At 58.1% G+C, this 12,926-nt stretch carries 13 protein-coding genes; 4 read left to right on the forward strand and 9 right to left on the reverse strand.

Annotated elements, in window-relative coordinates; genetic code table 11:
• The first annotated feature begins 54 nt into the window (after positions 1-54).
• Positions 55-2,418: a TonB-dependent receptor gene (locus AC13EY_RS07300; protein ID WP_482876861.1), complete on the forward strand. Its 2,364-nt coding sequence runs from the start codon at positions 55-57 to the stop codon at positions 2,416-2,418.
• 154 nt (positions 2,419-2,572) lie between these two features.
• Positions 2,573-3,010, forward strand: coding sequence for a hypothetical protein (locus tag AC13EY_RS07305; protein ID WP_482876817.1), 438 nt, complete (start codon positions 2,573-2,575; stop codon positions 3,008-3,010).
• A gap of 305 nt (positions 3,011-3,315) precedes the next feature.
• Here AC13EY_RS07305 and AC13EY_RS07310 read toward each other — a convergent pair whose 3' ends face one another.
• Genes AC13EY_RS07310 through AC13EY_RS07320 form a run of 3 tightly spaced genes read right to left on the reverse strand, consistent with a single transcriptional unit; the run spans position 3,316 to position 4,473 of the window.
• Positions 3,316-3,579 carry a hypothetical protein gene (locus AC13EY_RS07310; protein WP_482876819.1) on the reverse strand — a complete coding sequence of 88 codons (264 nt, stop codon included), beginning with the start codon at positions 3,577-3,579 and terminating at the stop codon, positions 3,316-3,318.
• Positions 3,580-3,590: 11 nt separating this feature from the next.
• Entirely contained in the window at positions 3,591-3,983 is a 393-nt protein-coding gene (locus AC13EY_RS07315; protein ID WP_482876821.1) for a hypothetical protein, read from the reverse strand.
• Positions 3,984-4,026: 43 nt separating this feature from the next.
• Entirely contained in the window at positions 4,027-4,473 is a 447-nt protein-coding gene (locus tag AC13EY_RS07320) for a hypothetical protein (RefSeq protein WP_482876823.1), read from the reverse strand.
• 140 nt (positions 4,474-4,613) lie between these two features.
• Between AC13EY_RS07320 and AC13EY_RS07325 the strand changes: the two genes are divergently transcribed.
• Complete coding sequence (locus AC13EY_RS07325; RefSeq protein WP_335601000.1) at positions 4,614-4,958, forward strand: helix-turn-helix domain-containing protein; 345 nt, start codon at positions 4,614-4,616, stop codon at positions 4,956-4,958.
• Positions 4,959-4,965: 7 nt separating this feature from the next.
• Here the strand turns inward: AC13EY_RS07325 and AC13EY_RS07330 are convergent, their stop codons facing one another.
• The 6 genes from AC13EY_RS07330 to AC13EY_RS07355 all read right to left on the reverse strand — a co-directional run bounded on the left by AC13EY_RS07330 (position 4,966) and on the right by AC13EY_RS07355 (position 9,387).
• The gene (locus AC13EY_RS07330) at positions 4,966-5,295 is read right to left on the reverse strand and encodes a hypothetical protein (RefSeq protein ID WP_482876825.1); all 330 of its coding nucleotides are present in this window, start codon (positions 5,293-5,295) and stop codon (positions 4,966-4,968) included.
• A 28-nt stretch (positions 5,296-5,323) separates the two neighbouring features.
• Positions 5,324-5,812 (reverse strand): RadC family protein, encoded by a 489-nt coding sequence (radC, locus tag AC13EY_RS07335; protein WP_482876827.1) that lies wholly within the window; start codon positions 5,810-5,812, stop codon positions 5,324-5,326.
• 31 nt (positions 5,813-5,843) lie between these two features.
• The gene (locus tag AC13EY_RS07340) at positions 5,844-6,797 is read right to left on the reverse strand and encodes a recombination directionality factor (RefSeq protein WP_482876829.1); all 954 of its coding nucleotides are present in this window, start codon (positions 6,795-6,797) and stop codon (positions 5,844-5,846) included.
• An 81-nt stretch (positions 6,798-6,878) separates the two neighbouring features.
• Positions 6,879-7,886 carry a YqaJ viral recombinase family nuclease gene (locus tag AC13EY_RS07345; protein WP_482876831.1) on the reverse strand — a complete coding sequence of 336 codons (1,008 nt, stop codon included), beginning with the start codon at positions 7,884-7,886 and terminating at the stop codon, positions 6,879-6,881.
• A 108-nt stretch (positions 7,887-7,994) separates the two neighbouring features.
• Positions 7,995-8,963, reverse strand: a complete 969-nt coding sequence (locus AC13EY_RS07350) for a DUF932 domain-containing protein (RefSeq protein ID WP_482876833.1) — start codon at positions 8,961-8,963, stop codon at positions 7,995-7,997.
• Positions 8,964-9,066: 103 nt separating this feature from the next.
• A complete protein-coding gene (locus AC13EY_RS07355) occupies positions 9,067-9,387 on the reverse strand; it encodes a hypothetical protein (protein ID WP_228246464.1) in 321 nt (106 codons plus the stop codon).
• A 531-nt stretch (positions 9,388-9,918) separates the two neighbouring features.
• Between AC13EY_RS07355 and AC13EY_RS07360 the strand changes: the two genes are divergently transcribed.
• Positions 9,919-12,921: a type I restriction endonuclease subunit R gene (locus AC13EY_RS07360; protein WP_482876835.1), complete on the forward strand. Its 3,003-nt coding sequence runs from the start codon at positions 9,919-9,921 to the stop codon at positions 12,919-12,921.
• The last annotated feature ends 5 nt before the right edge of the window (positions 12,922-12,926 follow it).

Consider the following 12,926-nt stretch of genomic DNA (forward strand, 5'->3'; position numbering starts at 1 on the left):
CCAACCCGGCACCTTACCTTGTTGGCCAGCAGCCTGCTGCTCGGCCTGTCGTCAATGACCCAGGCTGCTAGCGAAATCGATTTCGATCTGCCCGCTGCGCCCCTTGAGCAATCCCTAAACTCTCTGGCGGCACAGGCTAACAGTCAGATTTTGTTCTCCAGCGACCTCACCCTTGGCAAGCAGTCGCCTGCCTTGCGCGGGCGCTTGAGTACCCGCGAAGCCCTTCAGCGCGTACTCAACGAAAGTGGTCTTGCTGTGCAACAACAGGATGAGCACACCTTCATCGTGGTGCCGCGCGCAGTGGCCAATGTCGATCCGACCTCCTCGGCGGAAGCTATCGAACTGCCCCCGATTGAAGTGATTTCGTCACGCACAACCAGCGATCTGGTTCCGCAGGCCCGACAGGTCGACGTTATCGAACGCGAGCAACTCGAGAAGCTGCGCATGGCCTCCGGCAGTCTGGCCACCGTGCTGGCCAAGAGCATTCCCGGTATCTCGGACTCCAGCCGCACCATCACCGACTACGGCCAGACCTTGCGCGGTCGTACCATGCTGATTCTGGTCGACGGTGTGCCGCTGAACACCAACCGTGACTCCTCACGCAACCTGGCCAACATCGACCCTGCACTGATCGAGCGCGTCGAGGTAATCCACGGCAGCAGCGCGATCTATGGCGCCGGTGCCACGGGTGGGATCGTCAACATCACCACGCGCCCCGCCGATGGCGAAACCCGCGCTGAAACCACGCTGACCGGCATTTCCTCACTAACTCAGTTCGATACTCAGAGTCTCGGCGGGCAACTGCAGCACCATCAATCTGGCTCCCAGGGCCAGTTCGACTATGCACTCGACCTTGGCGCGCGACATATCGGCAGCTCGTTCGATGCAAACGGGCAGCGCATTGCGCCAGAGCCTAGCCAGGGCGATCTGTTCGACTCCAATGCATTCAATATCGGCGGCAAGCTAGGGCTACGCATCGACGACGATCAGCGCATCCAGCTCGCCCTCAGCCACTACGACGCCCAGCAGGACAGCGACTACACCTCTGACCCATCGGTGGCCAGTCTGCCCGCCGGCACGGTGCCTGCGCAGGCACTCAAGGGGCTGAGCCTGGATGAGCAAAACCAGATCAAGAACACCATGGCCAACCTCGAATACAGCCATGCGGACCTGCTTGGCAGTCGCCTGTCGGCGCAGCTCTACTACCGCGACTACTTCACTCGCTTCACTCCCTTCGATGCCCGTGGCGTTGCCACCCGCGGCCGCTTTGTCGATCAGGTGATGCAGAACAGCGAAATCTTCGGTGGTCGTCTGACCCTGCGTACACCGCTTGGCGACAACACCGAACTGGTCTGGGGGGGAGACCTTAGCCACGAGCGTAGCGACATGCCCCTCGACATCTTCGATCCCGCTATCTACGACGCCAGTGGCGGCACCGACTTCGAGAAGATCGGCAAGATGATTTATATGCCTGACCTGACTACCGTCAGCAGCGGTGCCTTTGCACAGTTGCAACATCGCTTCAATGACCGCTGGTCGATCGATGGCGGCATACGCTACGAATATGCCACCGCCCAGTTCGATGACTTCGTCCCTCTATCGGAAATTCACAACGCTAGCCCGGCGACCGTCCAGGGTGGCGAAGTCCGCTATGACGATGTGCTCTATAACCTCGGCGTCGTCTACTCGCCGCTCGCAGGTCAGGAAATCTATGCATCCTTCAGCCAGGGTTTCCAGTTACCCGATATCGGCGTGCAGGTACGGAATGCACGTAGCGGCTTTGACATCGACTCCTCGGACCTTGAGCCGGTGAAGACAGACAACTACGAGTTGGGCTGGCGTGGTGCCGTAGGCGAGCAGACACTTGCCTCACTGGCGCTGTTCTACACCACCTCTGATCTGGGTGACGTGCAAAGCTTCAACAACGGTCTGATCCTCAAACGCACCAAGGAACGTGTCTACGGCGTAGAGGCCAGTGCCGACTGGTTGACCCTGGATGAGGTCTGGGGCATGGGTGGTACCTTCACGTGGATGAGGGGGCGCGAGAAGCCAGAAGACGGCGACTGGCAGGGCATGACCGGCTTCCGTGTACCGCCACTGAAAGTTACCGCTTACCTGCAGTACCAAACGGATGAAAACTGGAGCAACCGCGTTCAGGCCACCTACGTTGGTAGCAAGGACTATCGTCTAAACGGCGTGGCCAGCTTCGGCCGCCGCGAAGTCGACAGCTATACTACCGTGGACCTGATCAGCGACTACCGTCTGAGTGAAAATGGCAAGGTCAGCCTGGGGGTGGAGAATCTGTTCAACCGCGACTACTACCCGCTATACAGCCAACTGATGCGCAGCAGCAGCAATACAAGCCATCTGCCTGCTCCTGGCACGACCCTAACGATGGGGTACAGCCACCAGTGGTAAGTTGCCGGGTGCACAGGGAAGTGCGCCTGCAGACAGGTAAACCAACTCAACTCCTCAGCCAGTTGTACAGGGCTGGAGTCAGCCAGGAGCCGTTACTCGGATGTCTCTAAAAACCAGAGGCGATTCAACCTGCGCGATCTACTTATGAGGATTTATGAAATCAAAAAAACGTTTGTGCTTGGCGCTGCCGTACTTTCTCTGCCTGGCCTGCTCGGGAACGTACGCAGACGAGAGCAGCGATAACACTCTGAACGATGCTTTTTCTGGTAATTCGCTATTGGTTGTAAATAGATTCGGGCCTGCGTTTTTTCAGTACTCAGCAGACGGAAGTTTCGAGGGGTATAACCCGGAGGGGGTATTGAGCAGCCTGGGCGAGTGGAGAGCTAAGGAAGGTAATCTGTGCATGACCGTTACTTCGCAGCTACAGAAGCAAAACCCCGTAGTGCAGGAACCGACGGAATTCTGCATGGGGATGAATGGTCTCGCCGTCGGATCAAAAATAACGAAAGCGGACGTCCGACGAGGTGAAATTGACTACCACCTAGTTTTGGGGCATCCCAGGATTGATGAGGCTCTTCGCGCTATCGAGTGATAAGCAATGAAGAACGCATGACTCCACTTGAGCGCTAGGTTCTGGCCGAGAGATTTCTGCCGCGATTGGCCATCGAATCAGCTAACCGCTCGCGTGCACTTTGAGTAGGAACTCAGGAACGGTGCACAGCAGGGTCTGATTGCACTGACCCTGACACTGATCGGGCACAACCCCATTGGAATCAAGGATTCACCGTCCATTCTGGACCAAGATGCTTCCCGATCAGCCGTGGGGGTCTTCACGAATGACGTGCTTCAAAAAAATAACACCCCAGCTAGGCCCGCAGGCCGCTGGGGTGCTTTTGCTCAGTAGATCCGGTTGCACTGCTGCCCGGCTTCCACGGTGGCTTTGACAAAGTCGTCGGTTGGAATGCCTGTGCGGTTCATGCGTTCCAGATAGCTGACATCGAACTGCAGCATCAACTGATCAAAAACGCAGTTGCAGAACTCACGATCCGCGCCGCTCTGCGCGCAGCCTGACAAGAACTGCCCGCGCATTTTGTCTTCCGGGCTAGAACAGCCCGCTGCCAGCACGCTCAGCGCCAATACCGCCAGTAGTTTATTTTTCACATCCTTGCTCCTTATATGCGGGACAGTACCTGGGAAATGCCCAGCGCTACGCCGATGACTAGCCCGATCACCTGTGGGCCCGCTATCCAGAAAAGCTTGGTGAACACGAGGCTGAAGAACCCGCCGGTGGTGAACACGGCAGATGGGCGCGCAAAGCGGCAGATGGCATCACCCAGCAGGGCACCGCCCCAGCCAAGCAAGGTACCCACCAGTACCGCGAAGGCTTTGGCGAAAAAGCCAGCACGCAGCACCATGCCGGAGTTGTTGAACGTTACAGCGAAGATGGCGAAGGCAAAGGCTGCCAGCGCCCAGCCAAGCACTTTGACTGGGACCGGCAAGGTATCGTCGATGTAATCGTCTTCGTCGTCCTGGGGATCTCGTCGGTCGAGGTTGTTCTGTTCCATACAGCGGGCTCCTTTTGAGCGTTATTGGAATCGGTGCGCCTGATCACCAGGCGGACTGGCAGGTGTTTTCCGGGTGGTTGAGCGGCTTGAGTACGTCGATGCCGGTCGTGGGCAGCGCGACGGTTTGCCCGTCCTGGCTGATCTGCAGGGTTTGGGCAGTGCGCAGGTGCTCCCAGAAGCTTGGGAATGCCTGACCGCAGATACGGCACATGGTGTCGAACGGGTTGCCGTACTCGGTGCCATCGAGGATGACGTTGAAACCGGGATCCTTCTTCGAGCTGTAGGACTGCCCCTGGATCTTGGCGTAGGCATGGACATATTCACCGTCGCTTTCAGGGCAGGCGATGTACAGCTCGTTACCGGATTCATCGGTGACCGTGTACTCGGTCGTGCCCATACCGTAGCCGCTGGTCCACTCGGCTGCTGTGGCGGGAATAGTGGTGAGAGCCATTACGCTGAGCAGAGCGCTGGCGCGGAGAGAGTGCTTCATGGCGTCCTTTCCTTTCCTAATTAGTGGAGTCAAAGCGTAGAAATTGGCGTCAAATCTACCTGTGAAGTTGATTCTCATCGTTTCAAGTCCTTCATGTCAATCGGTCGATGCCCAACCATTCAGGTCGGATAGGAGGGGGTATGGCCAAACCAAAAAACGCACTGACCGCGAGCATCGGTCGGGCGATTGCGCAAAAGCGCAGTGATGCGGGGATGACGCAGGACGGTGTTGCCGGCAAGTTGGGTATCGGCATTGAGGCGGTCTCGCGGATGGAGCGGGGCATTGCCATGCCATCGGTTGCTCGCCTTTATGAGTTGGCTGCGCTATTTGGTTGTGAAGCGGTGGATCTGCTGACGGAGGGGAGCCCGCACGTCGACGATCAGGTGCGTAACCTGCGCAGCATGCTGGAGCCACTGGACACCGCTGACCGGGAGCTGGTCATGCGTCTGGTGGCGCAGCTGACTGAGCGCCTGAAAACCAAATAACCGGGCATCACCCCGGCGCTGGGTCGTCAGCCTCATCCATCAGCAAGAAACCGCAGTTCAGGCACAGGCTGTCGAAGCTGCCCAGCCAGTGCTTTGCCACGTTGTCGGCCAGTGCCTCGCCTTGAGCCGTGCCCTCTACCAGCAAGGGTGTTGGCTCTGCCAGTAATGCCACCAGCTTTCCTAGCTGCTCCCACGGCGCGTGGTTGGTCGGTACGTCCTGCTGGCGCTCAACATGATTACGCAACAGCACATCCAGCACCCCGGCCATCACGACCAGGGTGCGCAGGTTCTGCCGATGAACCAGTGTGGCGCTGTTGCAGATGGTGCAGGTCTTCATCACCGCTGAATCTCCTTTACGGCTGTGTTCAGATCAATCCACGCTCAGCAAAACTCACCGCTGTTGTTCCACCAATCACCAGGTGATCGAGCAGACGCACATCGATGGTTTGCAGGGCGGTTTGCAGGCGGGTGGTCAGTGTGCGGTCGGCCTGGCTGGGCTCAGGCACACCGCTTGGGTGGTTGTGGGCGAGAATGACGGCTGCGGCATTGGCATTGAGTACCGCTTTGACGACTTCTCGGGGGTAGACGCTGGCGCTGTCGATGGTGCCGTAGAACAGCCGCTCAAACCGCAGCACCCCATGCTGGCTGTCCAGCAGGATGATGCCGAACACCTCTCGCTCCTCGTGGGCCAGTTGGGACACGAGGTAGTCGCGGACCAGGTTCGGGCTGGTCAGGTAGTTGCTGCGATGAAAGCGGGCTTCCAGAATCGACTGTGCCCAGCTCAGCACTTCGGTTTCGGACAGCTCAATGCCCGCTGTCGGCACCAGCGCCGACGAGGTTTTTTGCTTGCTCATGGTGATCTCCGGATATAGAAAACCCACCCGCTCAGGCGCTGGCGGGTGGATTGGCTTGTTGCAGGTTGTGGGTGCGTTCGAGAATCAGGTCGTGCAGAGTCGGCTTACCGTTGCGGCTTCGACGGCTGCTGTACTGCGGTGCGGGCTTCTGAGACGAGGCTGCTGGTGCGGACTCAACGACCGATTGCTCTGGATAGAACTCCTCCAGTACCAGGTGCGAGTCTTCTTCACTGTCCTCAAAGGCCCCATTGACCAGCCCCATGCGTGCGGCAGCATCCAGTGCTTGTTGATCAAAGCCGGCATCGCGCCGTGATTGATCCAGCTGGTGCGCCTGAGAGAGGGCTTCTTCCAGGCTCAGGCCACTACGCAGTGTCAGATCAACGTAATAGATGGGTGAACCATGGCTTTGCCGAGTGGACTTGCCACGCAGTCGCAGTTCCAGCGGCAGGCACGCCAGTCGATCTCCGGACAAGGCCTGCAGATAACTCAGCCGTGCCGACAGAGTGCGGATGCTGTTATAGCCGGTGGTGCGAAACACAAAACTGCCCAGTGGATCGTCTTCACCGATGGCGACGTTCAATCGACCGTAGGGTTTGCAGTTGCCACCAGGTGCCAGCGGGCAACCATCCGGCGAGGGGCAGGGCAGTGATTGAATGCCCTCTGCGGTCGAGCGCTTGCACGACTCCCCGTTACCGACGCACAGTGGCCGGCCACTGGTGCGGTCAAACAGACTGTACTCGGCACGGAAGTTCAGCTCCGGATCGTTGAACAGCAAACGCACCGGAATGCTGCGGATCTTGCCGCCTTGTTCCTTGCGCAGCAGCTCATCAAGTGGGTGTACCAGCCAACCGTCACGGGTCTGCACCTGTGAGGTGATGGTGAACTGGTCGTCTTTCTCCGGCAGGCGCTTGCCGTTCTTCTCGACCACTTTGCCGATGGAGATACGCCCGAGCACGGGCGGTGTGATTGCCAGGCCTTTGATCATGGGAATGCTCCTGTAAGAAACAAAAAGGCCGACGCCACAAGGGCAGTCGGCCTGAACGGATGTGATTTGAGATAAGTGAAATCAACTGACCAGAAAGCGCCGGCTTCCAGGCTTGCTGATCTGGTACTGCGTCTTGAGGGCAGGGTGGTCCTTGAACAGGGCGTCGAGGTCGATACCGGTACCGTCCTTGGACTTCTTCCAGCTGATACTGCCGCTGGCGAAGATTGCTTTACTGGCTTCGCCCATGGCCTGCTGCAGAGACTGTTTGAGCTCGGCTTCGCGCTTGCCCAAGCTGGTCAAAGAGCCCCGAACCTGCTTCAGCTCATCGAACGCCTGTGACAAAGCGGCGTCCCCGGTGAAGTCCAATTGCTCACCATCGTCAGCTGGGTAGAGCAGACGCAGCGCTGCTTCGGCGGACTCTGAGCCATCTGCCGGTGGCGGGGTGTCTGTCTCAACGTAGTGCCAGAACTGGCGTTCCAGCGCGGTCAACTGCTCAATCAACACCTCGTCACGTTCGATGCGATAGACCTCCAGCTGCTGACCACCGAGCAACACCGCAACATCCGCCGCCTGCTTGCCGGTCACGGCCAACTGATGCATGACTTGGATTTCAACGTACTTGGGTACACCGTCACGCCAGAGGCGGGCACCGTTCAGACCAGCCGTTTTGCATTCGAGGATCTGCACCTCGTTGCTGCCAACGACTTCGCGATCGATGTTGGCCAGCATCCAGGGCACGTCTGGGTGCTGCAGTACGGCATTGACCTTGCGTACCTTGTTGCCGGTGCGGCGCTGGTACTGGGAGGCGACAACCGGCTCCAGCACCACGCCCCAGAACACCGGGGTGGTGTCGTCATCCGGATTGGGTTTAGCCAGGCCAACGTCACGGTTGGTTTTCTCCAGCCAGAGCTCCAGCTGGGATTTGTAAGGGTTGAGACCGATAGCAGCTGCGGCATCCGAACTGCCGATACCGCGTTTGCGCACGTCCAGCCAGTCGTTGCGGGAGAGGTCTTTGGTGCTAACCAGGCGCAGGACGCCACGGCCTGCTTTGTTGGTGCCAGTGGCCGGTGTGGTTTGATGCGTGTTCATAAGCAAACTCCAGACGCACAAAAGCCCGACCAGCAGACGCTGATCGGGCTCAGGCGAGTAGGTAGATGAAGGGATTGAGAAGAGACGCAGAAAAGTGAAGCGAGAAACTCAGGCGATCAGCTCCAGGGCATGATCCAGAGCCTTTTGCTTCAGGGTGGCGCCTTGACCAAACCAGGCAGAATCGAGGCGGTGGTCAATGCTGCGGGCGCGTTTCTCGTGGTCGACGTACTCGGTCACTGCGTTGAGCAAGCCCCACGCGGTGTTCTGGGCCGAGGCCAGTTGAGAGCCGCGTCCTTTTCCGGCGTACAGATCCTGCACCTTCTGCAGAGCCCGATGCTGGGTGAGCTCCCGGCGATCCTCCACATCCTGCTCGGTGTCGCAGATCACCCGCAGGAAATACCCAAGCGCTTCACCGGTGTTCACCTTACGCTGGGACAGATGCTTCATGCGGTACATGAAGTCATCCCACTGCGCGACCGAGATACCCAGCTGGCGTTTGACCGCCTTGGCGTTGAACTCAGTGTTGTGCGGCACCTTGATTGACTCGGCAGCACCGTCCACCGCGATGGCCAGTGTGTTATTGCAGACCACCCGCACGGTGGTGGGGGTCGCCACGGTAGAGAGTGTTCCGTCGCAGGACGTGGCGAGCAGCAGGTAGCCGTTAACCAGGTCATTGCCCTTGAGCACCGAAGCTTGCCCCGTCCGGGCCAGGGCCCAGAACTTGCGACCACCCTTGAGCACGCCGGCAGTCTCCAGCTCAAAGCCAGCGTACTCGGTCAGATCCCGGTAGAACTCCAGCACGTCGAAGGGCTGAACCACCTTGTAACGCTGCGAGACCACTGAGAGTGGAGCCTTAGTGTCCGAACGGTAGAGCACCTTTTGCTCAGGAAAGGTATGGATGCTGCCCAGATGCGCAGCCGAATCCGACAGAAAGCGCACCGGGGACTCTTCGATGTGCCAGTTCATGCCGGCTTCATGCTGCCAGACCTCCAGCGGCTGATGACGGGACAGCTTGCTACCCAGGCCATGCCAGGGTGTGGTGCCAACGTAGGCCATAGTTTCAACTTGATGTGCCATGGAAACCTCCAAAACGGCATAGACCGCCCGAGCCATAGAGCCCAGGCGGTCAAAGACAATGGGAGAGAGACGAAGAGAGACAAAACAGCAGGAAGGGCGGGGCTCAGAAATGCGCGTGGCAGTCCAGGCAACGAAAGCGGCAGAGCAACTGCTCATCGACCACTTTGCCCAAACGCAGGCCGGCAATGCAGCCAGCCAAGGCACCGGTAATGGCTCCCAACACAGCACCCGCACCGACGCCCGCCGGGCCACCAGACACACCGACCTGCATGCCGATGCGCAAACCGGCTGCTGCACCTGATGCGGTTGAAGCCGCAGCACCACTGAACGCACCGGCGACGGTACCTACGGTGCCGCCAATACGCTTGCCGTAGTTGCAGAACACCACGCGCTGCGAGCGACAGCGCGGACAGGATCGAGACATAGAGAACTCCTCACGAGACAGGCCAGTTGAGCGGACTGGCTTGGGGTAGGCTCGTGGGAGTTATGTAGGGTTGAAGAAAATTCGAATGCAACTGAGAGAGAGGTCAGGTTTGACTGGTTCATCTACTATAGTGCGGCAGATACCAGCATAGCGCTCGACCTCTCAGCCATGCAGCCATAGACCCTCATTCATATTGGCCAGGACCTTCCTCGAAATCGATGGTTTCTGCTGACTCTGGAGGTAATTTCAATTTGATCGTATGGTAGAATTTGCGCAATTTTTGGCAGCGTGAGAGCCGTTATCTCGTAAGTCGGGCTAGAAGAGTTCATTCTTTTGCCGCTTGGGCCTGAGGGCTATAACGGCCTACGCTGGCAGTGTGCGCAGGATGACTGCTTCAGCCGCTGGGGTTGGGCGAGTCGGTGTGCGGGCTGTGCCAGGGACGAAACAGGGGGAATCCCGCATGACTAGCATTGCTTTCGCATGCCCAGATGGTGGCTGCGATAACTCACTCGGTACTTTGGTGCGGGACTCATGACGACGTCAGAACAGCAGATCGAGCTTGACCTGATTGGCAAACTCGAGGGTCTCAAGTACACACATCGCCCTGACATTCGTGACCGTTCTGCGCTGGAGGCCAACTTCCGCGCCAAGTTCAACGCACTCAATCACGTCACGCTAACCGACGGCGAGTTTCAGCGCCTGCTCGATAGCATTGTTACCCCGGATGTCTACAGCGCAGCGCAGCGCCTGCGCAGGATAAACAGCTTCGAGCGCGAGGATGGCACGCCGCTGAACTACACCTTGGTCAACGTCCGTGACTGGTGCAAAAACGAGTTCGAGGTGGTCAACCAGCTGCGGATGAACACCGACAGCAGCCACCACCGCTATGACGTGGTGCTACTCATCAACGGTGTGCCAGTGGTACAGATCGAGTTGAAGACGCTGGCGGTCAGTCCGCGCCGGGCGATGCAGCAGATCGTCGATTACAAGGCCGATCCTGGCAACGGTTACGGCAAGACCCTGCTGTGCTTCCTACAGCTCTTCATCGTCAGCAACCGCAGCGACACCCGGTACTTCGCCAACAACAACGCTCGACACTTCAGCTTCGACGCGGACGAGAGTTTCCTGCCGGTCTACCAGTTTGCCAGCGAGGACAACAAGAAGATCACCCAGTTGGATCGGTTCGCCGATGCATTCCTGGCCAAGTGCACCCTGGGTCAGATGATCAGCCGCTACATGGTGCTGGTGGCCAGCGAGCAGAAACTGCTGATGATGCGGCCTTATCAGATCTACGCGGTCAAGGCCATCGTGGACTGCATCCACCAGAACTGTGGCAATGGCTACATCTGGCATACCACTGGCAGTGGCAAGACGCTCACCTCGTTCAAGGCATCGACCTTGCTCAAGGACAATCCGGACATCGACAAGTGTCTATTCGTGGTGGATCGCAAGGATCTGGATCGGCAGACCCGCGAGGAGTTCAACCGTTTCCAGGAAGGTTGCGTCGAGGAGAACACCAACACTGAAGCACTGGTGCGTCGCCTGCTGTCCGACGACTACGCGGACAAGGTGATTGTCACCACCATCCAAAAGCTGGGCCTGGCGCTTGATGAAAACAGCAAGCGCAACAAACAGAAGGAAAAGCAGGGCAAGGAGACCTACAAGCAGCGCCTGGAGCCGTTGCGCGATCTGCGTGTGGCGTTCATTTTCGACGAGTGCCACCGCTCGCAGTTCGGCGAGAACCACAAGGCCATCAAGGAATTCTTTCCCAACGCTCAACTGTTTGGCTTCACTGGCACACCTATCTTCGAGAAGAACGCCAGCTACCAGCAGATCGAAGGGCAACAGGCCACCTATCGCACCACCGAAGATCTGTTTCAGCGTTGTCTGCATGAGTACACGATCACCCATGCCATCGACGACCAGAATGTCCTGAAGTTTCACATCGACTACTTCAAGCCCGAAGGCAAGAAGCCACCCAAGCCTGGTGAAGGACTACCCAAGGCCAAGGTCGTAGAAACCATCCTGGCCAAGCATGATGCTGCCACTAACGGCCGCAAGTTCAACGCTGTGCTGGCTACTCATAGCATCAACGATGCCGTCGAGTATTTCGAGACGTTCAAGTCTATTCAGCAGAAGAAGCACGAAGAAGACAGCAGCTTTGTGTCACTTAACATCGCCTGCGTGTTCTCCCCGCCTGCCGAGGGCAACAAGGATGTGCAGCAGATTCAGGAAGATCTGCCGCAGGAGAAGGAAGACAACCAGCAGGATCCCGAGGGCAAGAAGGCTGCACTGACGGCCATCATCGCGGACTACAACGCCCGCTTCGGCTGTAGTCACCGTATTGGCGAGTTCGACCTTTACTACCAGGACGTGCAGAAGCGCATCAAGGATCACAAGTACTCGAATGCTGATTTGCCGCATGGGCAGAAGATCGACATCACCATTGTGGTGGACATGTTGCTCACTGGATTCGACTCCAAGTACTTGAACACCCTGTACGTGGACAAGAACCTCAAGCACCACGGACTGATTCAGGCGTTCTCGCGTACCAATCGGGTACTGAATGACAGCAAGCCCTTTGGTAACGTCCTAGATTTCCGCCAACAGCAAAAGCTGGTGGAAGAAGCCATTGCGCTGTTCTCTGGGGAAAAGATCAGCAATCCACGGGAAATCTGGCTGGTAGACCCGGCTCCCAAGGCCATTAGCAGTTTGCAGGCAGCCACCCAGAAGCTGGCCGACTACATGCAGTCGCAGGGGCTGAGCAATGCTCCGGAAGAGGTCGCCAATCTCAAGGGCGATGCGGCGCGCAGCCAGTTCGTCAACCTGTTCAAGGAAGTGCAGCGCCTGAAGACTCAGCTGGATCAATACACCGATCTCAGCGATGAACAGCAGACTCAGATCTCGCAGATCATCCCGCCAGATCAGCTGCAGAGCTTCAAAGGCGTCTATCTGGAGACCGCGAAGCGGCTGAAGGAGCAGCAAGGAAAGCCCGGCGATCAGGTTGCCCCCGAGGTGCAGCAGCTCGACTTCGAGTTCGTGTTGTTCGCTTCGGCAGTGATCGACTACGACTACATCATGGGGCTGATTGCGAAGCTGACCCAGCAGACGCCTGGCAAGCTGACCATGAACCGCGAACAGCTCATCGGGCTCATTCAGGCGGATGCCAAGTTCATCGACGAGCGTGACGACATCGCCGAATACATCCGAGGCCTACCAGTCGATGAGGCGCTGGATGAAAAGCAGATCCACGCCGGCTATGAACAGTTCAAAGCGCACAAAAAGACCAGCGAGCTGACCGACATTGCTAACCGGCACGGACTTGCGCCGGGGGCCCTGCAAGGCTTTGTCGATGAGATCCTGCGTCGCCATATCTTCGACGGTGAGCGTCTGTCCGAGCTGATGGCTCCGCTGAACCTGGGTTGGAAGGCACGCGCACAGAAAGAACTGGCGCTGGTAGAAGACCTGACGCCGCTGCTGAACAAGCTGGCACAGGGGCAGGAAATTTCGGGGCTGTCAGCTCATGAGCACTGAGGCAG

The organism is Halopseudomonas sp. L-58, assembly GCF_056859475.1.

Bases quoted from the DNA above. Each gene is read 5' to 3' on its own strand.
- AC13EY_RS07300 (WP_482876861.1), top strand. From the start codon at position 55: ATGACCCAGGCTGCTAGCGAAATCGATTTCGATCTGCCCGCTGCGCCC.
- AC13EY_RS07305 (WP_482876817.1), top strand. From the start codon at position 2,573: ATGAAATCAAAAAAACGTTTGTGCTTGGCGCTGCCGTACTTTCTCTGC.
- AC13EY_RS07315 (WP_482876821.1), bottom strand. From the start codon at position 3,983: ATGGAACAGAACAACCTCGACCGACGAGATCCCCAGGACGACGAAGAC.
- AC13EY_RS07320 (WP_482876823.1), bottom strand. From the start codon at position 4,473: ATGAAGCACTCTCTCCGCGCCAGCGCTCTGCTCAGCGTAATGGCTCTC.
- AC13EY_RS07325 (WP_335601000.1), top strand. From the start codon at position 4,614: ATGGCCAAACCAAAAAACGCACTGACCGCGAGCATCGGTCGGGCGATT.
- AC13EY_RS07330 (WP_482876825.1), bottom strand. From the start codon at position 5,295: ATGAAGACCTGCACCATCTGCAACAGCGCCACACTGGTTCATCGGCAG.
- radC (WP_482876827.1), bottom strand. From the start codon at position 5,812: ATGAGCAAGCAAAAAACCTCGTCGGCGCTGGTGCCGACAGCGGGCATT.
- AC13EY_RS07340 (WP_482876829.1), bottom strand. From the start codon at position 6,797: ATGATCAAAGGCCTGGCAATCACACCGCCCGTGCTCGGGCGTATCTCC.
- AC13EY_RS07345 (WP_482876831.1), bottom strand. From the start codon at position 7,886: ATGAACACGCATCAAACCACACCGGCCACTGGCACCAACAAAGCAGGC.
- AC13EY_RS07350 (WP_482876833.1), bottom strand. From the start codon at position 8,963: ATGGCACATCAAGTTGAAACTATGGCCTACGTTGGCACCACACCCTGG.
- AC13EY_RS07355 (WP_228246464.1), bottom strand. From the start codon at position 9,387: ATGTCTCGATCCTGTCCGCGCTGTCGCTCGCAGCGCGTGGTGTTCTGC.
- AC13EY_RS07360 (WP_482876835.1), top strand. From the start codon at position 9,919: ATGACGACGTCAGAACAGCAGATCGAGCTTGACCTGATTGGCAAACTC.